19 protein-coding genes and 1 pseudogene are annotated in these 23575 nt (G+C 72.7%); 11 read left to right on the top strand and 9 right to left on the bottom strand.

Annotation, left to right across the window (positions count from 1 at the left end):
* The first annotated feature begins 44 nt into the window (after positions 1-44).
* Positions 45-2756 carry a DNA polymerase I gene (gene polA, locus P8A18_RS07045; protein ID WP_306052748.1) on the top strand — a complete coding sequence of 904 codons (2712 nt, stop codon included), beginning with the start codon at positions 45-47 and terminating at the stop codon, positions 2754-2756.
* On the opposite strand, the gene P8A18_RS07040 is transcribed toward polA, so the two are convergent.
* Positions 2742-3635, bottom strand: a complete 894-nt coding sequence (locus tag P8A18_RS07040) for a DUF4184 family protein (protein WP_306052746.1) — start codon at positions 3633-3635, stop codon at positions 2742-2744. The genes polA and P8A18_RS07040 overlap by 15 nt on opposite strands.
* Positions 3636-3857: 222 nt before the next feature.
* On the opposite strand from P8A18_RS07040, the gene P8A18_RS07035 reads away from it, so the two are divergent.
* The 3 genes from P8A18_RS07035 (at position 3858) to pgfA (ending at position 6853) form a co-directional block, all read left to right on the top strand.
* Positions 3858-5573, top strand: a complete 1716-nt coding sequence (locus P8A18_RS07035; protein WP_306052744.1) for a lytic transglycosylase domain-containing protein — start codon at positions 3858-3860, stop codon at positions 5571-5573.
* Between the two features lie 128 nt (positions 5574-5701).
* The gene (locus tag P8A18_RS07030) at positions 5702-5839 is read left to right on the top strand and encodes an SPW_0924 family protein (protein ID WP_018555630.1); all 138 of its coding nucleotides are present in this window, start codon (positions 5702-5704) and stop codon (positions 5837-5839) included.
* 36 nt (positions 5840-5875) lie between these two features.
* Entirely contained in the window at positions 5876-6853 is a 978-nt protein-coding gene (gene pgfA, locus P8A18_RS07025) for a cell envelope lipid trafficking protein PgfA (protein ID WP_306052741.1), read from the top strand.
* On the opposite strand, the gene hrpB is transcribed toward pgfA, so the two are convergent.
* Both hrpB and P8A18_RS07015 read right to left on the bottom strand, forming a co-directional pair.
* Positions 6840-9347 (bottom strand): ATP-dependent helicase HrpB, encoded by a 2508-nt coding sequence (gene hrpB, locus P8A18_RS07020; protein WP_306052738.1) that lies wholly within the window; start codon positions 9345-9347, stop codon positions 6840-6842. The genes pgfA and hrpB overlap by 14 nt on opposite strands.
* Before the next feature lie 49 nt (positions 9348-9396).
* Positions 9397-10209: a class I SAM-dependent methyltransferase gene (locus tag P8A18_RS07015; RefSeq protein ID WP_026250358.1), complete on the bottom strand. Its 813-nt coding sequence runs from the start codon at positions 10207-10209 to the stop codon at positions 9397-9399.
* Positions 10210-10605: 396 nt separating this feature from the next.
* Here P8A18_RS07015 and rpsA point away from each other — a divergent pair, with 396 nt between their 5' ends.
* A complete protein-coding gene (gene rpsA, locus P8A18_RS07010; RefSeq protein WP_306052736.1) occupies positions 10606-12117 on the top strand; it encodes a 30S ribosomal protein S1 in 1512 nt (503 codons plus the stop codon).
* Positions 12118-12206: 89 nt separating this feature from the next.
* On the opposite strand, the gene P8A18_RS07005 is transcribed toward rpsA, so the two are convergent.
* Complete coding sequence (locus tag P8A18_RS07005) at positions 12207-13169, bottom strand: right-handed parallel beta-helix repeat-containing protein (protein ID WP_306052734.1); 963 nt, start codon at positions 13167-13169, stop codon at positions 12207-12209.
* Between the two features lie 154 nt (positions 13170-13323).
* Between P8A18_RS07005 and P8A18_RS07000 the strand changes: the two genes are divergently transcribed.
* From P8A18_RS07000 to P8A18_RS06990, 3 genes are all read left to right on the top strand, one after another.
* Positions 13324-14262: a PAC2 family protein gene (locus P8A18_RS07000; RefSeq protein ID WP_199783874.1), complete on the top strand. Its 939-nt coding sequence runs from the start codon at positions 13324-13326 to the stop codon at positions 14260-14262.
* A gap of 57 nt (positions 14263-14319) precedes the next feature.
* Positions 14320-14922 carry a dephospho-CoA kinase gene (gene coaE / locus P8A18_RS06995; RefSeq protein WP_306052732.1) on the top strand — a complete coding sequence of 201 codons (603 nt, stop codon included), beginning with the start codon at positions 14320-14322 and terminating at the stop codon, positions 14920-14922.
* Positions 14923-15005: 83 nt separating this feature from the next.
* The gene (locus P8A18_RS06990) at positions 15006-15371 is read left to right on the top strand and encodes a tetratricopeptide repeat protein (RefSeq protein ID WP_018555638.1); all 366 of its coding nucleotides are present in this window, start codon (positions 15006-15008) and stop codon (positions 15369-15371) included.
* 10 nt (positions 15372-15381) lie between these two features.
* Here the strand turns inward: P8A18_RS06990 and P8A18_RS06985 are convergent.
* From P8A18_RS06985 to P8A18_RS06970, 4 genes and pseudogenes are all read right to left on the bottom strand, one after another.
* Positions 15382-15627 (bottom strand): annotated as a pseudogene (locus P8A18_RS06985) (DUF6343 family protein); the annotation flags it as partial.
* A gap of 92 nt (positions 15628-15719) precedes the next feature.
* Positions 15720-16799 carry a tyrosine-protein phosphatase gene (locus tag P8A18_RS06980; RefSeq protein WP_306052729.1) on the bottom strand — a complete coding sequence of 360 codons (1080 nt, stop codon included), beginning with the start codon at positions 16797-16799 and terminating at the stop codon, positions 15720-15722.
* Between the two features lie 37 nt (positions 16800-16836).
* Positions 16837-18828: a hypothetical protein gene (locus P8A18_RS06975; protein WP_306052727.1), complete on the bottom strand. Its 1992-nt coding sequence runs from the start codon at positions 18826-18828 to the stop codon at positions 16837-16839.
* A 3-nt stretch (positions 18829-18831) separates the two neighbouring features.
* Positions 18832-19734 (bottom strand): SGNH/GDSL hydrolase family protein, encoded by a 903-nt coding sequence (locus P8A18_RS06970; protein WP_306052726.1) that lies wholly within the window; start codon positions 19732-19734, stop codon positions 18832-18834.
* A 205-nt stretch (positions 19735-19939) separates the two neighbouring features.
* Here P8A18_RS06970 and P8A18_RS06965 point away from each other — a divergent pair, with 205 nt between their 5' ends.
* Complete coding sequence (locus P8A18_RS06965; protein WP_306060721.1) at positions 19940-21151, top strand: helix-turn-helix domain-containing protein; 1212 nt, start codon at positions 19940-19942, stop codon at positions 21149-21151.
* A 38-nt stretch (positions 21152-21189) separates the two neighbouring features.
* Positions 21190-21882, top strand: coding sequence for a class I SAM-dependent methyltransferase (locus tag P8A18_RS06960; protein ID WP_306052724.1), 693 nt, complete (start codon positions 21190-21192; stop codon positions 21880-21882).
* A gap of 14 nt (positions 21883-21896) precedes the next feature.
* On the opposite strand, the gene P8A18_RS06955 is transcribed toward P8A18_RS06960, so the two are convergent.
* A complete protein-coding gene (locus P8A18_RS06955; RefSeq protein WP_306052722.1) occupies positions 21897-22244 on the bottom strand; it encodes a hypothetical protein in 348 nt (115 codons plus the stop codon).
* Positions 22245-22490: 246 nt separating this feature from the next.
* Here P8A18_RS06955 and P8A18_RS06950 point away from each other — a divergent pair, with 246 nt between their 5' ends.
* A complete protein-coding gene (locus tag P8A18_RS06950) occupies positions 22491-23525 on the top strand; it encodes a slipin family protein (RefSeq protein WP_306052720.1) in 1035 nt (344 codons plus the stop codon).
* Positions 23526-23575: the final 50 nt, after the last annotated feature.

Raw genomic sequence — 23575 nt, 5'->3', positions numbered from 1 at the left:
GGTGGCCGGTCCGGATTGTCAGTGGTACGTGGCAGGATCGGGGTGTGGCTGAGACGGCATCGAAGAAGACGGCAGACAACCGACCGCGCCTGCTCCTGATGGACGGGCACTCCCTGGCGTACCGGGCGTTCTTTGCGCTGCCTGCGGAGAATTTCACGACGGGGGCGGGCCAGCCGACCAACGCGGTGTACGGCTTCATGTCGATGCTCGCGAACACGTTGCGTGACGAGGCGCCCACGCACTTCGCGGTGGCGTTCGACGTGTCCCGCAAGACGTGGCGGGCGGCGGAGTTCCCGGAGTACAAGGCGAACCGGTCGAAGACCCCCGACGAGTTCAAGGGGCAGGTCGAGCTGATCGGGGAGCTGCTCGACGCGATGCACGCGGACCGTTTCGCGGTCGAGGGCTTCGAGGCGGACGATGTCATCGCCACGCTGGCCACGCAGGCGGAGGCGGCCGGCTTCGAGGTGCTGATCGTCACCGGTGACCGCGATTCGTTCCAGCTGATCACGGACAACGTGACGGTGCTCTACCCGACCAAGGGTGTCTCCGAGCTGACCCGGTTCACACCGGAGAAGGTCGTTGAGAAGTACGGCCTCACCCCCCGGCAGTATCCGGACTTCGCGGCGCTGCGCGGTGACCCGTCGGACAACCTTCCGGGCATTCCCGGGGTCGGTGAGAAGACGGCCGCCAAGTGGATCAACCAGTTCGGTTCGTTCGACGAGCTGGTGGAGCGGGCCGATGAGGTCAAGGGCAAGGCGGGCCAGAATTTCCGCGACCACCTGGACGCGGTGAAGATGAACCGCGTGCTGACCGAGATGGTCCGGGACGTGGAGCTGCCGAAGACCCCGGCCGACCTGGAGCGCGCCCCCTACGACCGTACGGCGGTCACTGGTGTCCTGGACGTGCTGGAGATCCGCAACCCGAGCCTGCGCGAGCGGCTGCTCGCGGTGGACCCGGGCGCGGCCGAGGACGAGGCCCCGGCGCCCGCCGCGGGCGTCGCGCTGGACGGTGCGGTGCTCGGCGCGGGCGAGCTCACCCCGTGGCTGGAGGCGCACGGCGCGCAGCCGCTCGGTGTCGCCACGGTGGACACCTGGGCGCTGGGCATCGGCACGGTCACGGAGATCGCGCTCGCCGCGGCGGACGGGGCGGCGGCCTGGTTCGACCCGGCGCTGCTCGACGAGCCCGACGAGCAGGCGTTCGCGGCCTGGATCGCGGACCCGGCCCGTCCCAAGGTCATGCACAACGCCAAGAGCGCGATGCGGGTCTTCCCGGAGCACGGCTGGCGGATCGAGGGCGTCTCGATGGACACCGCGCTCGCCGCCTACCTCGTCAAGCCCGGCCGGCGTTCCTTCGCGCTGGACGCCCTGGCCGTGGAGTACCTGGGCCGGGAGCTGGCCCCCGCCGCCGCCGCGGACGGGCAGCTGGCCTTCGGCGCCGAGGACCAGGCCGAGGCCGATGCCCTGATGGCGCAGGCCCGCGCCGTCCTGGACCTGGGCGACGCGTTCACGGAGCGGCTGAAGGAGGTCGGCGCGGCCGAGCTGCTGCACGACATGGAGCTGCCGACGTCGATTCTGCTGGCCCGCCTGGAGCGGCACGGCATCGCGGCGGACCGGGCGCACCTGGAGGGCATGGAGCAGCAGTTCGCCGGGGCCGTCCAGCAGGCGGTGAAGGAGGCGCACGCGGCGGTGGGCCGGGAGTTCAACCTGGGTTCGCCCAAGCAGCTCCAGGAGGTCCTGTTCGGTGAGCTGGGCCTGCCGAAGACGAAGAAGACCAAGACCGGTTACACGACGGACGCGGACGCGCTGGCCTGGCTGGCCGCGCAGACCGAGCACGAGCTGCCCGTCCTCATGCTGCGCCACCGCGAGCAGGCGAAGCTGCGGGTCACCGTCGAGGGCCTGGTGAAGTCGATCGCCGCGGACGGCCGCATCCACACCACGTTCAACCAGACCGTGGCGGCGACCGGCCGGCTCTCGTCCACCGACCCCAACCTGCAGAACATCCCCGTCCGCACGGACGAGGGCCGGGCGATCCGCCGGGGCTTCGTCGTCGGTGAGGGTTTCGAGACGCTGATGACGGCGGACTACAGCCAGATCGAACTGCGGGTGATGGCCCACCTCTCCGAGGACGCGGGCCTGATCGAGGCGTTCACCTCCGGCGAGGATCTGCACACCACGGTCGCCTCGCAGGTCTTCGGCGTCGAGAAGTCGGCGGTCGACCCGGAGATGCGCCGCAAGATCAAGGCCATGAGCTACGGGCTCGCGTACGGCCTCTCCGCGTTCGGTCTCTCCCAGCAGCTGAACATCGAGGCGGGTGAGGCCCGGGGCCTGATGGACACCTACTTCGAGCGGTTCGGTGGTGTCCGCGACTACCTGCGCCGGGTGGTGGAGGAGGCCAGGGCCACCGGATACACCGAGACGGTCTTCGGCCGCCGCCGCTATCTGCCGGACCTGAACAGCGACAACCGCCAGCGCCGTGAGACCGCCGAGCGGATGGCGCTCAACGCCCCGATCCAGGGCACCGCCGCCGACATCGTCAAGGTCGCCATGCTGCATGTCGACCGGGCGCTGACCGGGGCGGAGCTGAAGTCGCGGATGCTGCTCCAGGTGCACGACGAAATCGTGCTGGAGATCGCGGCGGGCGAGCGGGAGCAGGTCGAGCGGATCCTGCGTCACGAGATGTCCACGGCGGTGCGTCTGCGGGCCCCGCTGGATGTGTCGGTGGGCGTCGGCGGCGACTGGGAGTCAGCGGCGCACTGACCGCGATGTGCCGGGGCGCGCGGAGGCCCCGGCACCGGTCCCGGGCCGCTTGGGCGGCGGGCCGGGGCGGCGGTGGGTGAGCCGGATCGCCGCCCCGTAGAGCAGGAGTCCGGCCGCGAGGCCGGCGCCCGCGCCGAAGCAGGCCGTAGGAATGATGTCCAGCGGGGTGTCGATGTGCCCGAAGTAGGCGTACCAGCGGGCGCACCGGTGGGCGATGCCCAGCAGGACGCACAGCCCGATGCCGGTGAGCGCCCAGCGCCGGGTCCGCCGGTCCAGGACCGGTACGGAGGCGGGCACCGGCCGCTCCCCGGCCCGTCGCAGCGCCGACGTCGTGAACCAGGCGAGGACGAGTAGGGCGGGTGCCGACGTGCCGTACTGGACGAGGGTGAAGACGGGGAGCCCGCCGACGCTGCCGTCGAGCCCCGGCACCAGCCGTACGCCCCAGCGGTCGTGGTGGGTGAAGGCGTCCCAGACGACGTGCGTGGCCGAGCCGATGACCGCCGACACGGCGAACCACGCCGCGCCCCGCAGGTGAAGTGCGCCGCGCCCGGCGCCTGTTGCGGAGCGGGGCCCGCCCAGACACGCGTACACCCGCCCCCGCGCGCGTTGCGGCAGCAGGGCCACCAGGGGTTCGCGCAGCAGCAGCCACACGGCGACCGCGAGCCCGGTGATCAGGACGTCCACCGTGACGACGCCCCACGCCGCGTGGGTGACCTCGCCGAACGCCATCGCGCCCGGGATCGCCGTGTCCGCGAAGTACGTCAGGTCGGGGGCGAACGAACCGGCGACCAGGGCCGAGGCGACGAGCGGGCCGCGGCCTCTGCCGTCGCGCCGGATTCCCGGCAGTACGGCGGCGGCATGGCTGAGAGTGAAGGGCATGCGGGCAGTATGCGTGCACCGGGGGGACAGTGAAGGGTGGCCTATCGGGCCTGAGCGGCCGTCATCCGCCCGCCCTCCCGTGGACAACATGTGTTCGGGAAGGTGAGAAAGCGGTAAGAACCGGTCCGTCCGCTGTGTGCGGGCGAGATGAGTTGCCGTAGGGTCGCCTGAGTCCAGGCGCAGGGGAGCGCCGACAGCGACGACGGGGAGGGCCCACACGTCATGGCAGCGCAATTCGGTCGCCGACTGTACAGAGGGGCGGCCACCACCGCCGTGGCAGCCGCCGCGGTGGCGGCACTCTCCGCCTCGCAGGCCCCGGGATCTCCGCTGGTCGCGGCGGACGGCGAGCAGCCGGCCGCCGGGGCGACGACGCCCGGCGCGGGGAGCGGGGACGGCAGCGTCTCCGGCGACTCGCCGTACTACACGGACCTGCCGCCGCTGAACACGCCGGAGAAGACGGACACTTCGGCCGTTCTGCCGGTGACCGGCAGTGCGGAGTCGGGGATACCGGCCTCCGTGCTGGCGGCCTACAAGAAGGCCGAGCGGACCGTCGCGGGCACCGACGCGGCCTGCCGGCTGCCGTGGCAGCTGCTCGCCGCGATCGGCAAGGTCGAGTCCGGGCAGGCCCGGGGCGGCAAGGTCGACGCGCAGGGCACCACGCTCACGCCGATCCTCGGTCCCGCCCTCAACGGCCAGGGTTTCGCCCTGATCAAGGACACCGACAACGGCGCCTACGACGGGGACCGGGAGCACGACCGGGCGGTCGGCCCGATGCAGTTCATCCCGTCCACGTGGGAGGTCTGGGGCCAGGACGGCAACGGCGACGGCCGCAAGGACCCGAACAACATCTACGACGCGGCGCTCGCCGCCGGACGCTACCTCTGCGCCGGCTCCCGCGACCTGTCGACCGCCACGGACCTGGACCGGGCGGTCCTGAGCTACAACCATTCGGACGAGTACCTGCGTACGGTCCGCTCCTGGTTCGAGTACTACAACCGGGGCACGCACGAGGTCCCCGACGGCACCGGCGTCCTGCCGTCCGGCCCCACGAGCCGTGACCCGGGCTCGGGAAGCAGCCATGTGGGCGGCGGCCCCTCGAAGTCGCCGTCCCCGACGCCCTCCCCGAAGCCGGGCGGCTCCACCAAGCCGAAGCCCCCCTCGGAGCCGAGCCCCGAGCCGTCGGCGCCGGGCGACCTCGGCAAGCCCACGTCGCCCACCCCGACACCGGCCCCCACCCCGTCCGAGACCGTGACCGGGCTGCGGAACGCCGGTACCGGCGCGCTCACCGCCACGGCGGGCGACCCGTTCGCCGAGCGGATCAAGGTGCGGGCGCACAACGGCCTCGGCGGCGCGGTCGCCAAGACGTCGGTGACCTTCAAGGTCACCGGCGACACCGACGCCACGTTCGCCGGCGGCGGGAAGACGGCGACCGTCGCCACCGGGACCGACGGCACCGCCACCGCCCCCGTGCTCGAAGCGGGCGAGAAGACCGGCGGGTTCACCGTGCTCGCCACCGCCACGGGCACCTCGCTGGCGCCCGTCACGTACACCGCGACCGTCACCGCCCGCCAGGCGGACGCCCTCGCCAGGACCGGCACCGAGGAGCTGACCGCCCTGGCCGGCGAGACGTTCGAGGACATCGCGGTCGCCGCCACCTACAAGGGCGAGACGGCCGACCGGGTCGCCGTCACCGCCACCATGATCACCGGCGGGCTGCTGCCGGTCGAGAACGACAAGGGCCCCTACCTCACCGACGACAACGGCGACCCCGTCCGCAGCATCGTCCTGACCACGGACGCCGACGGGAAGCTCACCCTCCCGAAGGTCTACGCCGACGGCCCGGCGGGCACGTACAAGCTGCGCCTCACCACCGAGGGCGGCGCCGACCTCGTCATCGAGCTGACCGTCGAGGAGCGCACGGCCTCCGCCGCCTCCTGACCCGTCCGCTCCGAACAGCCCCTCGGCCGCCACCCGGCCGGGGGGCTGTTCGGCGTGTTCTCATCTCGCGCCCCGGTTGCTACGGTGCCTCAGCCCTGACGACCCATCAGCTCACCGGGAGGCCGAGCATGCGTGCCCTCGTCGCCGCCGCCATCGGACTGGCCGCCGCCCTCGCCCTCGTCCTCACCGTCAGCGCGGTGGGGGCCCCGCCGGGCGAGACGTCCCCCAAGCCCCTGCTGACCACCGTCCCGGGCCCCAAGAAGTAGCCGTCCGCGCCACGCACCGCCGAGGGAGGACACCCCATGCGCCGTCGAGCAGGCCTCGTACTCCTGGCCTTCGCCGTCTTCTTCGCCGCGCTGTCACCGCTGCTGCGCTGGTACGCCTTCCCGAGGCTCGCGAAGATCCCGCCCAGCCAGTACCAGGAGACCGTGCTGGAGGCGAAGCCCGCCACGCTGCTCGACTACAGCACCCTCACCGCCAAGAAGGTCGACAAGCTCACCATCGTGCAGACGCTCAAGGGCAACGTCGAGGAGTCCGAGCGGATCGAACGCACCGCGGGCCGTGACGTCGTCGTCTGGGACGCGCTCTCCTACGTCCAGGGCCCCGACGGCAAGATGGTCTCCAAGATCCCCGAGCGCTACATCTTCGACGCCCACAGCCAGGACCCCGTCCACGCCACCGGCGAGATGGTCGACGGCGACCCGGTCACCCGCGACGGCATCGAGTTCAAGTGGCCCTTCCTCACCGAGAAGCGCGACTACCAGTACTTCGACGCGCAGACCCGCACCAGCTCGCCCATCCACTACCGGGGCACCCGCACCTTCCACGGCCTGGAGGTCTACTACTTCGAGCAGACCGTCCCGTGGACCGAGGTCCCCATGCCCAAGACCATGCCCATCAAGGGCATCACCCCGCAGCAGATCGCCAGGACCGGCATGACCCGCTGGTACACCACCAAGCGGATGTTCTGGGTCGACCCCGTCACCGGGGCACCGGTCAACGGCGAGGAGATCCACCGCGAGGAGATGCGCAACGCCAAGGCCATGGGCATGCCCCAGGACACCGTCACGGTGTTCGCCGGACACGTGAAGATGCGCGCGGACTACGTCGACTCGATCGTCGACCTGGTCAAGTCCCAGCGGCTGCTGGTCCTGCTGCTGACCTCGTACCTGCCGTGGGGCTTCCTCGCCCTGGCCGCCGTGCTCCTGGCGCTCGCACTCTGGCTGGAGGCCCGCTCCCGGCGCCCGGTACCGGCGCAGGCGCCTCCTACTCCCGCCTGAGCCGCGCCTTGGTGAACCGGGTCGCCGCCACCGTCGTGGGGTCCTCGGGCCACGGATGCCTCGGATACCGGCCGCGCAGCTCCGCCCGCACCGCCCGGTAGCCCTCGCGCCAGAACGACGCCAGGTCCGCCGTCACCGCGGCGGGCCGTCCGGCCGGGGAGAGCAGATGGACCAGGACCGGTACGCCGGCCACCCTCGGGGTCTCCTGTAGACCGAACAGCTCCTGGAGCTTCACCGCCAGCACCGGCTGGTCCCCGCCGTACTCCACCCTGATCCGCGAACCGCTCGGCACCTCGATCCGCTCCGGCGCCAGCTCGTCCAGCCGCACCGCCTCACCCGTCGCCCACGGCAGCAGCCTGCGCAGCGCCTGGCCCGCGTCGATCCCGGCCAGGTCCGCCCGGCGCCCGGCCCGCGACAGCTCCGGCTCCAGCCACTGCTCCGGGCGCTCCAGCAGCGCCTCGTCCGACACGTCGGGCCAGGGCTCGCCCAGCTCCCGGTGGAGGAACGCGAGCCGCTCCCGCAGCTGCCCCGCGTCCCGGCTCCAGCGCAGCAGACCGGGCCCCTCCCGCCGCAGCCCCTCCACCAGGGCCTCGCGGACCAGCGCCGGACCGGGCCGCTTCAGCGGGCGCGCCGACAGCTCGACCGCCCCCAGGCGCTCCACCCGGCGGGCCACCACGTCCCGGCCGTCCCAGCGGACCTCCTCGCCCGCGAACCGCAGATGCCCGGCCGCCAGGCGCGCGGTGTCCTCGTCGATGACGGCCGCGAGGCGCACCCGGGCCGACGCCGCGTGCGCCGGCCGGTCCGCGACCGCGACGGCCAGCCAGGGCGCGCTGCGCAGCCGTGAGCCCTCGCCCAGCTCCGCGCCCGTGCCCGACGCCATCAGGAACGCCCCGTCGCCCCGCGCCCGCGCCACCCGCTCCGGGAACGCCAGGGCCGCCACCAGCCCCACCGCCGCATCGTCGGTACCCGGCCCGCCCGGCCCGCCGCCGTCGCCCTTCACCGAGGACGACAGGCGCCGCACCTCCTGGCGCCAGCGCGCCGCGTAACCGTCCTGGCCCCGGCGCGCGGTGCGCAGCGCGGCCGCCAGATCGTCCCCGTACGCCCGCGGCGGCTCCTCGCTGAGCAGCGCCACCACCTCGGCGGCCCGGCGCCCGCCGGCCTCGGCCGCCCCGTCCAGCAGCGCGCGGGCCAGCCGGGGGTGCAGCCCGATGCGGGACATGCGCACCCCCCGCTCGGTGACCCGCCCGTCCGGGCCCACCGCGCCGACCGCGGCCAGCACCTCGCGCGCGGCGGCCATCGCCCCGTCCGGCGGCGCGTCCAGCAGCGCCAGCCCCGAGGCGTCCGGGTCGCCCCAGCAGGCCGCCTGGAGGGCGAACGCGGCAAGGTCGGCCACCTTGATCTCCGGGGACGGGAACCGGGCGAGCCGTCCGTCCTCCGCCTGCTCCCAGCACCGGTAGACCGTCCCGGGCGCCTCGCGTCCCGCCCGGCCCGCGCGCTGGCGGCCCGCCGCCTGCGAGGCCCGTACCGTCGTCAGCGCGCTCAGGCCCCGGGCGTGGTCGGTGCGCGGCTCCCTGGCCAGCCCGGAGTCGACCACCGTCCGCACCCCGGGCACGGTCAGCGACGACTCCGCGACCGAGGTCGCCAGCACGACGCGCCGCCCTCCGGACGGTCCGGCCAGCACGGCGTCCTGCACCGCCGCCGGGGCCCGCCCGTGCACCTGGAGCACCTCGGCCCCCGCCCCGGCCAGCTGGCCGGCCACCCGGCCGATCTCGCCGACCCCCGGCAGGAAGCACAGCACGTCCCCTTCGCGCTCGGCCAGGGCCCGCCGCACCACGGAGGCGACATGGCTCAGCAGCGCCGGATCGACCCTCATCCCGTGCGGTGGCCGCACCGGCGCGGCCGGCGGGGCCCACACCACCTCCACCGGGTGCGACACCCCCCGCGCCTCGATCACCGGGGCGTCGCCCAGCAGCCGCGCCCAGCCCTGCGCGTCCGTCGTCGCCGACGCGGCCACCAGCCGCAGATCGGGGCGGATCGCCTCGCGCACGTCCAGCAGGAACGCGGCCACCGTGTCCGCGTCGAGATGGCGCTCGTGGCACTCGTCGATGATCACCGCGTCCACGCCCGCCAGCTCCTGGTCGCGTTGCAGCCGCTGGAGCAGGACCCCGGTGGTGACGACCTCCACGACGGTGCCGGGGCCCACCACCCGCTCGCCGCGCACGGTGAAGCCGACCCGCTCACCGGCCCGCTCGCCCAGCAGCCAGGCCATGCGCCGGGCCGCCGCGCGGGCGGCGATCCGGCGCGGTTCGGCGACCACGACCCGGCGCACCGGGCCGTCCCCGGTCAGCCCGGCCAGGACGAGCGGGACGAGCGTGGTCTTGCCGGTGCCCGGGGGTGCGCACAGCACCGCGACCCCGCGGTCGTCGAGCGCCCGCCGCAGCGCGGGCACGGCGGAGCGGACGGGCAGCAGGTCGAGGGCGTCGGTGCGGATCACGCCCCCAGTCTCGTACGGCCGGCGCCCGCCCCCCGCACCGGCCGGTCTCTCAGTCGCGTACGCAGACGAAGATCGCGGTGCCCGGGATCAGGTTGCCGCGCAGCGGGGACCAGCCGCCCCACTCCTGGTCGTTCCAGGCGGGCCACTCCGGCTCGACCAGGTCGGCCAGCCGGAAGCCGCCCGCCACCACGTCCCGCACCCGGTCGCCCAGCGTGCGGTGGTGCTCGACGTACACCGCCTCGCCCCGCTCGTCCTGCTCGACGTACGGGGTGCGGTCGAAGTAGGAGGCGGCCACCGACAGGCCCTCGGGGCCCGGCTCGTCCGGGAACGCCCAGCGGATGGGGTGCGTCACGGAGAAGACCCAGCGGCCGCCGGGGCGCAGCACCCGGTGGACCTCCCGGAAGACCTGGACCGGGTCGGCGACGAAGGGGACCGCGCCGTAGGCGGAGCAGGCCAGGTCGAAGGAGTTGTCCCGGAAGGGCAGCCGCCCGGCGTCCGCCTCGACCAGCGGGACGTCCTCGCCGATGCGCAGGGCGTGCTGGAGCTGGCGGTGGGAGAGGTCCAGGGCGACCGGGCGGGCGCCCCGCGCGGCCAGCCAGCGCGAGCACTGCGCCGCGCCGGCGCCGATCTCCAGGACGTCGAGGTCCTTCAGCGCGGCGGCGGGGCCGAGGAGTCCGGCATCCGCCTCGTCCAGGCCCTCCGGGCCCCAGACGAAGCGGTCGTCGCCGAGGAAGGCGCCGTGGTCGCTCTGGTACTCGTCGGCGTTGCGGTCCCACCAGCCGCGGCTGGCCCGGCTGCTCTCCGTCCCGCCCGCGTTCCGGCGTGTCGCCTCGGGTTCGGCGGCGTACATCTCTTGGCTCATCGTGTCCGTCGTTGTAGTTTGCCTTCACCCCGTCGTACGCGGTACGTACCAAGGGGGCCTGTGGAGTGCGGGACCCGTGTGTCCGGACTTCGCCGGGGCCGATCCCGCCTCGGTGAACCCGAGTTGTGCCGGGTATGGGTCGTTCCGCCCGTGGTGTGCGCCTTCGCGCATTGACCCTGCCTTGCTGCCCCCGTATGCTACAAGTTGCGCTGCGAGCCTGCGCGCCTCAGACCTAGCAGGCCGCGCTCGCATCTGTTGTATGTCCCCTCGGTTCACGAGGCGCCTCCCGGACACGGGCTGGGTGCTTCCCAGGCTGTCCGGCTTATGCAGAGGCGATACGGGTTCACGGCGTAGCAGTACCTACGACTCACTGTCCGTACCGGAGCCCTTTCCCACATGACGAGCAGCACCGAGACCACCGCCACCACTCCGCAGGTTGCGGTCAACGACATCGGCGACGCGGACGCGTTCCTCGCGGCGATCGACGAGACGATCAAGTACTTCAACGACGGCGACATCGTTGACGGTGTCATCGTCAAGGTTGACCGGGACGAGGTTCTCCTCGACATCGGTTACAAGACCGAAGGCGTCATCCCGAGCCGCGAGCTCTCGATCAAGCACGACGTCGACCCGAACGAGGTCGTCAAGGTCGGTGACGAGATCGAGGCCCTGGTTCTCCAGAAGGAGGACAAGGAAGGCCGCCTGATCCTCTCGAAGAAGCGCGCTCAGTACGAGCGTGCCTGGGGCACCATCGAGAAGATCAAGGAAGAAGACGGCATCGTCACCGGTACCGTCATCGAGGTCGTCAAGGGTGGTCTCATCCTCGACATCGGCCTCCGCGGCTTCCTGCCGGCGTCGCTCGTCGAGATGCGCCGCGTCCGCGACCTCCAGCCGTACGTGGGCAAGGAGCTCGAAGCCAAGATCATCGAGCTGGACAAGAACCGCAACAACGTGGTCCTGTCCCGCCGTGCCTGGCTCGAGCAGACCCAGTCCGAGGTCCGTCAGACGTTCCTCACGACCCTCCAGAAGGGTCAGGTCCGCTCCGGCGTCGTCTCCTCGATCGTCAACTTCGGTGCCTTCGTGGACCTGGGTGGCGTCGACGGTCTGGTGCACGTCTCCGAGCTGTCCTGGAAGCACATCGACCACCCCTCCGAGGTTGTCGAGGTCGGCCAGGAAGTCACCGTCGAGGTCCTCGACGTCGACATGGACCGCGAGCGCGTGTCCCTGTCGCTCAAGGCGACGCAGGAAGACCCGTGGCAGCAGTTCGCCCGTACGCACCAGATCGGGCAGGTCGTTCCCGGTAAGGTCACCAAGCTCGTTCCGTTCGGTGCGTTCGTGCGCGTCGACGAGGGCATCGAGGGCCTGGTCCACATCTCCGAGCTGGCCGAGCGCCACGTGGAGATCCCGGAGCAGGTCGTCCAGGTCAACGACGAGATCTTCGTCAAGGTCATCGACATCGACCTGGAGCGCCGTCGCATCAGCCTCTCGCTGAAGCAGGCCAACGAGTCCTTCGGTGGCGACCCGGCCTCGGTCGAGTTCGACCCGACCCTGTACGGCATGGCCGCGTCCTACGACGACCAGGGCAACTACATCTACCCCGAGGGCTTCGACCCCGAGACCAACGACTGGCTCGAGGGCTTCGAGGCTCAGCGCGAGGTCTGGGAGACCCAGTACGCCGAGGCGCAGCAGCGCTTCGAGCAGCACCAGGCCCAGGTCATCAAGTCCCGCGAGGCCGACGAGGCCGCTGCCGCCGAGGGCGCTGCCGCCCCCGCCGGCAACGCCCCGGCCGCCTCGGGCGGCAGCGGTGGCGGCTCGTACTCCTCGGAGTCGGCGGACAACTCCGGCGCCCTGGCGTCGGACGAGGCCCTTGCCGCTCTGCGCGAGAAGCTGGCGGGCGGCCAGAGCTGAAGCTCTGACCTTCCGGCCGGTCATCGGCTGCGGTCGTAGGTGACCGTGAGGCCCGCTCCCTCCGGGGAGCGGGCCTCACGCGTTTCCGGCTACGGGGTCACCGGGATGTTGGTCAGCCCGTTGCCCCCGGTGACGGTGTTGCTCGCGTAGACCGTCGTGGGGCAACTCGCGCTGTAGTTGGTGACGTTGAACGCGATCCGCTTGTCGCCGCTCGCGCCGGCCAGGTCCGAGGTGTTGTCCTTGAAGACGGTCCCGCAGCCCCAGCCGCTCTGCTGGGTGTGCGTCTCGTACCCGTTGTTGGTCGTACGGGTGCCGTGGTTGCCCTCGACCAGCACGTCGTTGCCCTTCACGTCGACCCAGGAGTCGTCGTAGTTGGCGCCGGTCAGGCCGCTGCCGTCGAAGGTGTTACCGATGACGCGGGTCCCGGTGGTGCCCTCCTTGATGTCGACGTTCTCGCCGCCGACGTCCGGCCCGATCGTGTTGTTCACTATCCGCACCCGGTCGCTGTTGTCGGAGAGGTCGCCCGCCGTGCCGACGTAGACGCCCTCACCCATGCCGCGGCCGTTGTGTCCGGTGTCGTAGATCCGCGAGTCCCGGATGATGCCGTCGCTGCTGGACGTACGGAAGTGGACGCCCTCCATGTCGAGGTCGTGCACGGTCACCGATTCGATGACCACGCCGTTCGCGCCGTCGGTCACGATGCCCTTCTGGCCACCGGTGACGGTGACGCCGCGCACCGTCCAGTACGAAGCGCCGTTGAGGTGCAGCCCGTAGCCGCCGCCGGCGGTCAGGACCGCCCCGGCGGAGCCGGTGAGGGTGATGCGCGCGGAGGCGGTCGCGGGGACGAGCGCCTTGAAGTTCCCGGTGTACGTGCCGTCCGCGAGGTGGATCGTGTCGCCGGGGACGACGGCGGTCAGCGCCGCCTTGAGCTGGGCGGCGGTGCTCACCTCGATGACGGTCGCCGCGCCGGCGCTGCCGGCGCAGCCGAGGACCAGGCCGCCGGTGGCGAGTGCGGTGCTCAGCAGGGCGGGGAGGAGAGTGCGGGTGCGCATGGGGGGCCTTCCCGTGAAGGGGTGCGGATGTTCTGGCACTTGAGACTTCCCCGCGGCGAAGATCGGCAAGTTCCGTCCGGGAAAGGGGTGCGCACGGGAATGCCCGTGATCCGCGGGACGTTCTTCCCCAGGAACACAAGGAGGAGCGGTAACCGTGCCTGATCCGCAGAGTTTGTACGAATGGGAGCCGAAGGGCCTGGCTGTCGTCGACATGGCGCTCGCCCAGGAGTCGGCCGGTCTGGTCATGCTCTACCACTTCGAGGGATACATCGACGCGGGTGAGACGGGTGAGCAGATCGTCGACGGCCTGCTCGAATCGCTGCCGCACCAGGTCGTGGCCCGCTTCGACCACGACCGTCTCGTCGACTACCGCGCACGGCGCCCGCTGCTGACCTTCAAGCGCGACCGCTGGTCGTCGTACGCGACCCCGACCCTGGACGTCCGCGTGGTCCAGGACGCCACCGGGGCGCCGTTCCTGCTGCTGTCCGGGCCGGAGCCGGACGTCGAGTGGGAGAGGTTCGCCGCCGCCGTCGAGGAGATCGTGGAGCGGCTCGGTGTCCGCCTCGCGGTCAACTTCCACGGCATCCCGATGGGCGTGCCGCACACCCGCCCCGTCGGCATCACCCCGCACGGCAACCGCACCGACCTGACCCCCGGCCACCGCAGCCCCTTCGAGGAGGCGCAGGTGCCCGGCTCCGCCGAGGCGCTGGTCGAGTTCCGCCTGATGGAGGCCGGACACGATGTGCTGGGCGTCGCCGCCCATGTGCCGCACTACGTGGCCCGTTCCTCCTACCCCGACGCCGCGCTCACCGCGCTGGAGACGATCACGGCCGCGACCGGCCTGGTCCTGCCCACCGTCGCGCACGCACTGCGCACCGAGGCGCACCGCACCCAGACCGAGATCGACCGCCAGATCGACCAGGGGGACGAGGAGCTGGTCTCGCTGGTCGAGGGCCTTGAGCACCAGTACGACGCGGTCGCGGGCGCCGAGACCCGGGGCAATTTGGTCGCCGAACCGGCGGACCTGCCGTCCGCCGACGAGATCGGCCTCGAATTCGAGAAGTTCCTCGCCGAACGCGAAGGGGACGTCTGAGCCGCGCCGCCGCCCCGCCCCTGGGTCCCCCGGGCGGCGGGCACTAGGCTGCCGCCCATGCTGAAAGTGGGCCTGACCGGTGGCATCGGCGCCGGCAAGAGCGAAGTGTCCCGGCTGCTCGTCGGCCATGGAGCCGTCCTCATCGACGCGGACCGGATCGCCCGCGAGGTGGTCGAGCCCGGCACCCCGGGCCTCGCCGCCGTCGTCGCCGAGTTCGGCTCCGGCATCCTGACCCCGGAAGGCACCCTGGACCGGCCCGCGCTCGGCTCCATCGTCTTCGCCGACCGCGACCGGCTCGCCGCGCTCAACGCGATCGTCCACCCCCTCGTCGGCGCCCGTTCCGCCGAGCTGGAGAAGGCCGCCGGGCCCGGGTCCGTCGTCGTCAACGACGTGCCGCTCCTCACCGAGAACGGCCTCGCCCCCCTCTACGACCTGGTCGTCGTGGTCGACGCCGCCCCGGAGACCCAGCTCGACCGGCTCGTACGGCTGCGCGGCATGACCGAGGCGGACGCCCGCGCCCGTATGGCCGCCCAGGCCACCCGCGAGCAGCGGCGCGCGGTGGCGGATCTGGTCATCGACAACGACGGGCCGGTCGAGGAGCTGGAGGCTCAGGTGCGTACGGTCTGGGCGGAGCTGGAACGGCGGGCCGCGGCCGCCTGACCCCGGGGCCGGAATACCGGCGGGCGGGCCGATGTTGACCCCGGAACGGACGAGTCCCGCGAGGACGACGGAAGGATGCGACCGTGCCCGAGAGGAACCCGGAGACCGACGTCATCGACTTCCGCGCGGCCGAGCAGCTGCTCGCCGCGCGCGACCCCCGGGGCGCCGTGCGGCTGCTCGACTCGGTGATCGCCGCCCACCCCGAGAACACCGCGGCCCGGCTGCTGCGCGCCCGCGCGTTCTTCGCCGCCGCGCAGCTGCGCCCCGCCGAGCTGGAATTCGAGCTGGTGCTGGAGCGGGAGCCGGACAACGCCTTCGCGCACTTCGCCCTCGCCCGCACCTTCGAGCGCTCCGGCCACCCGGAGCGGGCCGTCCGCCATTTCCGGCTGGCCGCCGCGCTCGACCCGAAGCCGGAGTACCTGCGAGCGGCCCGCTTCGACAGCCCTTAGGGCGCCCTTAGGGCCTGTCCGGCGGATCAGGGCCCGAGCGGCCCGGCTGGCCGCCTCTGCGCAGGCGGTACACCACCACGCACAGGTCCACGAGGATCAGTGCGAGCAGCACCCCGCAGGCGACGGCCCAGCCGGTGCGGCCGTTCACCGCGAAGGCGGTCACGCCGAAGACGGCCCAGGCCAGTCCCCACAGACTGAGCCAGAGCCGCATCCGCAGGGGGCTGCGGGCGGTCGTCGGTTCCTTGCCGGTACGCATGGCATCGCCTCACCTACCAGCATGGACCCGTGGCGGCGTATGTGCAGCAAGGGACCGGCCCCCGGCTCGCCGCCGGGGGCCGGCCGGAGGGTTCAGGCGGTCAGCATCCTGGCCCGCAGCGTCTCCACGGTCGCCGCGTCGAGCCTCAGCCCCTCGCGTACGTACGTGTCGAAGTCGCCGTAGATGTGGTCCACCTCCGCGAACGCGGCGCGCAGCCAGTCCAGTTCGACGGCCTTCGGGTTGCCGGTGTACTCGTTGCTGGCGAGGAAGTCCGCCTCGACCGTCTCCCGGGGGACCCCGAGCAGGGTCAGCAGGACGGCGGTGCCCCAGCCGGTGCGGTCCTTGCCGGCGCTGCAGTGGAAGACCGTGGCACCCGAGGTGTTCGTGGTGACGGCCGTGACCAGGTCGTGGAAGGCGTAGTCCGCGCCCACGAAGTTGACCATGAACGGGTAGCCGATGGACTGGCCCAGGTTGGAGGAGCCGGAGAAGAGACCGGCGGCGATGGCCTCGGCCAGGGTCATGAGGGCCGAGTCGTGGAAGCGGATGCCGTGGGCGAGCGAGACGACGTCGGCGACCTGGTAGGTGACGCCCGCGGGCAGCCGGTCGGGGTCGTCGTGGCGCTCCATGGCGTTGCGCAGGTCCACGTCGAGCGTGAGGTTCTGGGAGACCAGCCGCTGCTGGTCGGCGTCGGTGAGACCGCTCAGCTTGTTGGAGCGGTAGACGAGACCGGGGCGGACCCAGTGCCCGTCCGTGGTGCGGTAGCCGCCGATGTCCCGGAAGTTGCGGGCCGACTCCAGGCCGAGCGACCGGTCGGCGACGACCAGGGGGCTCCCGCTGTCCGGGACCAGCCGGAAGTACCAGCGCCCCGCCTCCGGGAGCGTCCCCGGCGCGACGGTCAGCGAGCCGGTGCCCGCCGCCGTGCCGAGCGCGGTGCCGGTGGTGGCGTCGGGCGAGGTCACGGCGGTGACGGTCACCGATCCGGCGGGCGAGGCCCAGGACAGGGCGTAACCCCCGTCGGCGGCGCGCGCGGCGGTGGCGGCGGTGAACGGTACGGCGGCCTGCGCGACGGCCGACGCGGCCGCGGGCGGCGCGGCGAACGCGGCCGGCGCCATGGCCGTACCGGTGAGGAGGGCGGCCGCGAGGACGGCTCCGGCTGTGCGGTGCGTACGCATGGTGCTCCTTGTCTGGTCCCTGCGGACAGGGGAGGCGTCAGGAGGTCGGTGTGGCGGTGCACGGCGTGGTGCCGCAGACATTGATGACACGGCCGGTGGTCAGGAAGGTGGCCTTCTGCTGACGCGCGGCGGGCGAGTTGCGGGGATCTTCGTGCGGGTCGTGCCCGTAGGCGGGCCCGGTGGGCGGGGTGTTGCTGACGGGCGGCGTGGGCGTGCCGCTGTCCCAGACGGTCATGGCCGAGCCCCGGTAGGGCGGTTGGCCGGGGCCGATGCGGCGGATGCCCCAGTACGGGACGGTGTCCGGGCTCCGGCCGGCGGCGAGCGCGGGGGAGAGGAGCCGGGCGCCGATGGTCCGGGCCTGGACGTCGGCCGCCGCGTTCGCGACCTGGTGGTCGCCGTACGCGATGTGCATCAGGACCTGGTGGTGGTCGGTGAGGTGGTTCGCGTACGCGTCGGTCTCGCCCCGGTCCCAGACCATCTGGAACAGCTGGAGGACCAGTTGCTGGCGCAGCTTGTCCGGGTAGGCGGCGTCCAGGACCTGCTGGAACGGGGCGAAGTCGGCGCTGCGGTTGAGGAGCAGCCCGTAGTTCATGCCGGTGACGCCGAGCACGGCGCGCCGGATGTCGGACGAGGCGGCGACGAGGGCCCCGCCGAGGATGCCGCCCTGGCTGTTCCCGTCGTAGGCCAGGCCGTGCCGGATGTCGACGAGCGGGCGTCCGGCGGCGGTGCGGAACGCCGGGTCGGTGGTCAGGCCCTTGGCGTGGATCAGGGCGCGGCCGAGGAACAGGGCGCCCAGCATGCCCTGTTCGCTGCGTTCGGGGACGGCCGGGAAGAGGGTCGGGTCGGCGAGCGCGGCCAGTACGACGGGGATGTCGTCCTTGGCCATGCCGATCCAGTCCGTCGCGCAGAAGGTGAAGTCGTGCTCGGCGGCCATGTCCTTGACGTTGCCCGCGCCCACCTCGTCGCGGGAGCCGAGCAGCCCGTGCCCGTAGAGCGAGGGCCGGGAGGGGGTACGGAAGGCGGCGCGCGGGATCTCGCAGCGGAAGGCGGCGAGCTGGGTGCCGTGCGGGAGCCTGCGCGGGGTGCCGTTCCGGTCGCGGTTCAGCACGGCGCCGGGCGGGCCGCCCGGCTCGTCCAGATAGCCGGGGACGGTGATCCGTCCGGTGACCTCGCGGGCGATCCGGGGGTCCTGGTCCGCGGTGAAGTCGGTGACCTGGGTGACGGTGAAGTCGGGCGAGCGGTCACCGAGCCGGCGGAACGCGTCGTCGCGGATGGTGAAGAGGTCGCCGGTGAGACCGCGGGTGGAGGCGACCGTGAAGTCCCAGGCCAGATTGAGGCCCCGGGTGGAGACCCCGGCTCCGCGCAGGGCGGTCAGTGCGGGCCGCAGCCGGTCCTGGCGGGCGCGCAGCGGATCGTGTGCCGGCAGCCGCTTCCCGGCGACGGCGGCGAACGGGGCGGCGGCCGGGATCGTGCGGCCGGAGCCGTCCTTGAGCCGGCGCAGCGCCACGGCGTAGTGGTGGCCGTCGCGGAAGTTGCGGGCCGGGTGGATCAGCAGGGCGCGGCGGGCGGGGTCGGTGGCGTTGGCGTCGGGCTCCGCCCAGTAGGGCCACCGCTCACCGGTCGTGGTGTCCAGGAGGACGATTGGGGCGTCCCGGTCCAGGGAGCCGCCGATGTCGGTGAGCGGGGCGGCGCCGGTCCTGGCCAGGTCGAGGCCCGGCACCTGGGCGATCAGGGCGGAGCCGGGGGAGAAGCCGTCGGCCCGGTTCCAGGCGGCCGGGTCGACGGCCGTCCCGGTCGCGGGGCGGGGCAGGACGGAGGCGTCGAAGGCCACCCGGCGGCCCGTGTCGGTGCGCGGGTCCGGCCGGGTGTACCAGTCGTTGGGGAACGGCAGCAGGCACTCCGCGGGTGCCAGCGGGTCGCATCCCCCCGCCCGGGAAGGTCCCGCCGGTGCCGCGTGGGCGGGCGGGGCGAGGAGCGCGGCGGCGCCGAGCGCCGCCGCGAGCAGTCCGTGAAGGAGCCGCTGCCGCACGGGTCAGCTCCCCTGGAGGTGCGCGCCGATGATGCGGGCGTAGGCGGCCTCACCCTGCTTGTTCGGGTGCAGCGGTGCTGCCGCCGCGGTCGGCACGTACCCCTCGACCCACTTGTCCGACGGTGCCTGGCAGGCGTCGTGGCCCTTGCTCGGGGTGGCGACGTCGACGTACTCGGCGCCGTGCGCGGCGCTCTGCTCGGCGATGACCGTGTTCATCCGGTCGACGCTGCCCTGGAGGAAGTCGGCGTCCACCGGGAGCACGGGCTGAAGCGGCCAGCAGCCGCCCGGCTTGATGTAGAGGCCGTAGCCCGTGACGAGCACCCGGGCCTGCGGCGAGCGCTGGTGGATGCCGTCCAGTACGGCTCCGAGGCGCGGCGCGAACTCCGCGATCCGCTGCGCCACCTGGTCGACCCCGCCCTCGGTCAGCTTCTCCTTGCACGGGGTGGCGGTCGGGTCGAGCTGCATGCAGTCCTGCGCGATGCCGACGAGACCGGCGTCGTTGCCGCCGATGGTCAGGGTCACCAGGTCGGTGTCCGTGCGCAGCGCGTCGAACTGGGGCGGGGCCGAACCCATCGGGATGTCGAGCAGCGACAGCGACTGCTTCTCCGTCATGTGCGTGGACTTGGCGCCGCTGCATGTGACGTCGCGCAGCGAGGCGCCGATGCTCGCCGCCAGTTCGTGCGCGTAGTTGTGGGTGGAACGGCCGCAGGCCACCGGCCCTGTGATGTCCGGGATGAGCGGGCCCGAGGCCATGGAGTCGCCGAGCGCCACGTACGAGACGGGTTCGTCGGCGGCCGCCGCCCAGGCGCCGGACGCGGTGGTGCCGACGGCCAGGCCGGCCAGTGCGACGGCGGTGGCCGCGCCTCTGACGGTCCGACAGAATGCCTTGTTTCGGGACGAGTTCACGGCGACCTCCGGTGCGGTGCGAGTGGGGGTATGGCGGGTGTCGCCGGTCATCATGCAGACTCGAACGCCGTCGTTTAACTGGTGGGTAACGCAGACTTCGCCGGGGGCTTTTGTGACGCATGACAAAGAGCGGCTCGCCGCGGGAGGCGGACGCACGGGCCGCGGGGCCGCCCGGCAGCGGCCGCTCTCCATCGCGGGACGCCCCGTGGCGGGCCGGCTGCGGGCCCGGGTCCCCGCCCTGACCGCCCGGGTCGTCGCCCGGCTCCTGAGCGATCTGCCGGTCTACGCGGAGCTGCCGCACGAGGAGATCGCGGGCGACATCGCGGACATCGTCCAGCACAACCTGCGCCTCTTCGCGGACGTACTGGAACACCGCAGGGGCGCCACCGACGCCGAACTCGCCCAGCAGCGCGACTCGGCGGCCCAGCGCGCCGAGGAGGGTGTGCCGCTGGACGCCATCCTCGCCGCGTACCAGGTGGGCATCGCGATGTGCTGGGAGGAGACCGCGCGGGACGCCGGGCCCGGGGACCTGCACGCCGTGCTGGAGATCATGGACCGCATCCTGGTCCTCCAGCAGCAGCTGACCTCCGCGGTGAGCGGCGCCTATCTGGAGGCCCGGACGATCCTGGACAGCCAGGAGCACGGCGGGCGGCACGCGCTGATGGCCGCGCTGCTGACCGGTGAGGACCTGGACGGCTTCACCCGGCGCACCGGCCTGCGCCCGGCGGCCCGCTATCTGACGATGACGCTCGCGCTGGCCCCGCATCCGGACGAGGCGTGCGGGCAGGGGGCGGGGGCGGTGATGCCGCAGGGTCCGGGCGCGGGGGTGGCCGCCCGGCGCAAGATACGGCGCATCCGGACGGCCCTGGACCGGTTCGCCGGTACGCCGGCGCTGACCGCCCTGGACGCGTCCGGCGGCACCGTGCTGCTGCCGGTCGCCGAGCCGCCGCCGTGGAGCGGGCCCGGCGGGCTGTGCGAACTGATCGCCGAGGCGACCCGGGCGGCGGGGGTCCCCGTCACGGCCGCCGCCGAGACCGCGCGGCCGGAGGGGGTGCCGGCGGCGGTGGCCCGCAACGGCGAGATCGTCGACCTCGTCGCCCGTACCGGACGGGCCCCCGGCCTCTACCGGCTGGCCGACGTGCTCCTCGAATACCAGCTGAGCAGGCCCAGCGAGGCGCTGCGCGGGCTCGCGGGCCTGCTCGACCCGCTGGAGGCCAAACCGGAGCTGCTGCACACCCTGGAGACGTATCTCGGACACGGGCTGGACCGCCGGGCCGCGGCGGCGGCGCTGCATGTGCACCCCAACACCGTCGACTACCGCATCCGCCGCATCGACCGCCTCACCGGTCTCTCCCCGGGCCGCCCGGCCGACCTCCAGCACCTGAGCGCGGCCCTGGTCGCGCGGCGCTCGGTGTGAACGGGGAACGGCCGCTTTCCGCCGATCGTTCGGTGGGCATGGGAGGACAACTGGTACGTGAGGGTTATTCAGGGACGGGGCCGGGCGCCATCACCCCGGACGGCTGCGCGGTCGAGCTGTACACGCGGCTGGCGGTGGGCGACGAGCCGGACGTGATCGAGGCGGCGGTCCCCGCCGGGGCGAGCATCCTCGAACTGGGCTGCGGCGCGGGCCGGGTGACGCACCCGCTGATCGAGCGCGGCTTCACGGTCACGGCGGTGGACGAGTCGGCGCAGATGCTGGAGCACGTGCGCGGGGCGCGGACGGTGCGCAGCCCCATCGAGTCGCTGGACCTCGGGGACGAGACCTTCGACGTGGTGATGCTGGCGTCGTTCCTGGTGCACGCGGGCGAGCACCGGGTGCGCGACGGGCTGCTGCGGACCTGCCGCAGATATGTGCGCGAGGGGGGAGTGGTGCTCATCCAGCGCGAGGGCGCTGACTACCACGAGGTCCCGCGCGAGCGCGTCCACCCCGCCGGCTACACCGTGCGCATCGTCTCGTCGGAGCCGGTCGGGGACGGGGTGCGCTCGGTGCGCGCCGAGTACGTGTTCGACGACGCGCGGTGGACGCAGACCTTCCTGTCCCGGGAGCTGTCGCAGGAGGCGTTCGAGGGATACCTGGAGGCGGCCGGGCTGAGGGTGGACCGCTGCCTCACGGACGACGGCATCTGGGTACGGGCCGTGCCGTTCTAGGGTCCGTACGGCGGTCAGTGGATGGTGCTGAAGCTGCGCCAGGGCTTGGCGTCGGCCGCGTTGACGTCGGAGAACGTGGTCGCCAGATAGGTCGTGCCCGGCCCGGTGCAGTCCGGTGTCGGGTACAGGATGATGTCGATCAGGGTGTTGTTGGAGACCTCTTTGGCACCCTCGGGTACGAGCCGGTGGCAGCCCTTGACCGAAGGGCTGTTCACCTCGACCACGGCGTCCTGCTCGGTCGTGTAGATGACCGGTCCGACCGCGGTCCGGCCGAGGCCCGAACAGCCCGCGACGGTCAGGGTCAGGAACACGGCCTGGGCGGCGATGCCGAGCCGGCGGCGTCGGCGTTCGATCACGGGCATGGGCGGGTCCTCGTCTGTCTCGTCACCACGCACACCCGCGGTGCACGTGCCGGTGCTGGTCACCCTGCCCGCTTCCCCGGGCCCCGGCATCCGGGACGCGGCCGGGTGGGGGAGTAGGGCGTACGGGGGGAGTGCGGGGAGACGTTCGCCCCACGGCTCGACCGGGCATACCGTGGTATTAGCGCCCAATGGGGTGTGAGTGGTACGAGCAGTGAGTACGGTACTTCCGGCCGGCAGGGGGCCGTCATGGTTCAGGACCTCTTGATCGCGTTGATCGCGGTGGTGGCGGCGGGCGCCGTGTACATGATGGCCGCCGCCCGGATCATCAAACAGTACGAGCGGGGTGTGGTCCTCAGACTGGGGCGGCTCCGCGACGACGTGCGCGGACCAGGTTTCACGATGGTGCTGCCGGTCGTCGACCGGCTGCGCAAGGTCAACATGCAGATCGTGACCATGCCCGTCCCGTCGCAGGACGGGATCACTCGGGACAACGTCACGGTCCGGGTGGACGCCGTCATCTACTTCAAGGTGGTCGACGCGGCGAGCGCGGTCGTCCGGGTGGAGGACTACCGCTTCGCGGTCTCGCAGATGGCGCAGACGTCGCTCCGTTCCATCATTGGTAAGAGCGACCTGGACGACCTCCTTTCCAACCGGGAGAAGCTGAACGAGGGCCTCGAAATCATGATCGACAGCCCGGCGGTGGGCTGGGGCGTCCAGATCGACCGGGTCGAGATCAAGGACGTCTCGCTGCCGGAGACGATGAAGCGGTCCATGGCCCGGCAGGCCGAGGCGGACCGTGAGCGGCGGGCCCGGGTCATCAACGCGGACGCGGAACTCCAGGCGTCCAAGAAGCTGGCCGAGGCGGCGTCGCAGATGTCCGCCCAGCCCGCGGCGCTCCAGCTGCGACTGCTCCAGACCATGGTGGCCGTCGCGGCGGAGAAGAACTCGACGCTGGTGCTGCCGTTCCCGGTGGAGCTGCTGCGCTTCCTGGAACGGGCCCAGCTGGGGCAGGCACCGGACCAGGGCACACCGCAGGTGACGCCGGGCACCGGGCAGGAACCCGGATCGCCCGCACCGGCGGGCCAGGAGCCCAATTCGGCCGGGCAGGAGCCCGCACCGGCCGCACCGACCGGCCAGGAGCCCGCATCGGCCGCATCGGCCGGTCAGGAGCCCGCACCGGCCGGTCAGGAGCCCCGATCGCCTGAGCAGCCGCCCGCGCCCGGCCCCGACGCGGAGGCGTCCGACGACCTGGGCGCGTCGCGACACTTCGCCCGGCACTGACCGGACACCGGACATCGGACGCCGGACACCGGAGCCCGGCACCGGCCGGG

Origin of the sequence: Streptomyces sp. Mut1, from assembly GCF_030719295.1 — a bacterium.
GTDB lineage: Bacteria > Actinomycetota > Actinomycetes > Streptomycetales > Streptomycetaceae > Streptomyces > Streptomyces castrisilvae.
The sequence above is the reverse complement of the archived record's forward strand: the minus strand, read 5'-3'. Positions and strand labels throughout refer to the sequence as shown.

Bases quoted from the DNA above. Each gene is read 5' to 3' on its own strand.
- P8A18_RS07040 (WP_306052746.1), bottom strand. From the start codon at position 3,635: ATGCCCTTCACTCTCAGCCATGCCGCCGCCGTACTGCCGGGAATCCGG.
- P8A18_RS07035 (WP_306052744.1), top strand. From the start codon at position 3,858: ATGGCAGCGCAATTCGGTCGCCGACTGTACAGAGGGGCGGCCACCACC.
- P8A18_RS07030 (WP_018555630.1), top strand. From the start codon at position 5,702: ATGCGTGCCCTCGTCGCCGCCGCCATCGGACTGGCCGCCGCCCTCGCC.
- pgfA (WP_306052741.1), top strand. From the start codon at position 5,876: ATGCGCCGTCGAGCAGGCCTCGTACTCCTGGCCTTCGCCGTCTTCTTC.
- P8A18_RS07015 (WP_026250358.1), bottom strand. From the start codon at position 10,209: ATGAGCCAAGAGATGTACGCCGCCGAACCCGAGGCGACACGCCGGAAC.
- rpsA (WP_306052736.1), top strand. From the start codon at position 10,606: ATGACGAGCAGCACCGAGACCACCGCCACCACTCCGCAGGTTGCGGTC.
- P8A18_RS07005 (WP_306052734.1), bottom strand. From the start codon at position 13,169: ATGCGCACCCGCACTCTCCTCCCCGCCCTGCTGAGCACCGCACTCGCC.
- coaE (WP_306052732.1), top strand. From the start codon at position 14,320: ATGCTGAAAGTGGGCCTGACCGGTGGCATCGGCGCCGGCAAGAGCGAA.
- P8A18_RS06980 (WP_306052729.1), bottom strand. From the start codon at position 16,799: ATGCGTACGCACCGCACAGCCGGAGCCGTCCTCGCGGCCGCCCTCCTC.
- P8A18_RS06960 (WP_306052724.1), top strand. From the start codon at position 21,190: ATGGGAGGACAACTGGTACGTGAGGGTTATTCAGGGACGGGGCCGGGC.
- P8A18_RS06955 (WP_306052722.1), bottom strand. From the start codon at position 22,244: ATGCCCGTGATCGAACGCCGACGCCGCCGGCTCGGCATCGCCGCCCAG.
- P8A18_RS06950 (WP_306052720.1), top strand. From the start codon at position 22,491: ATGGTTCAGGACCTCTTGATCGCGTTGATCGCGGTGGTGGCGGCGGGC.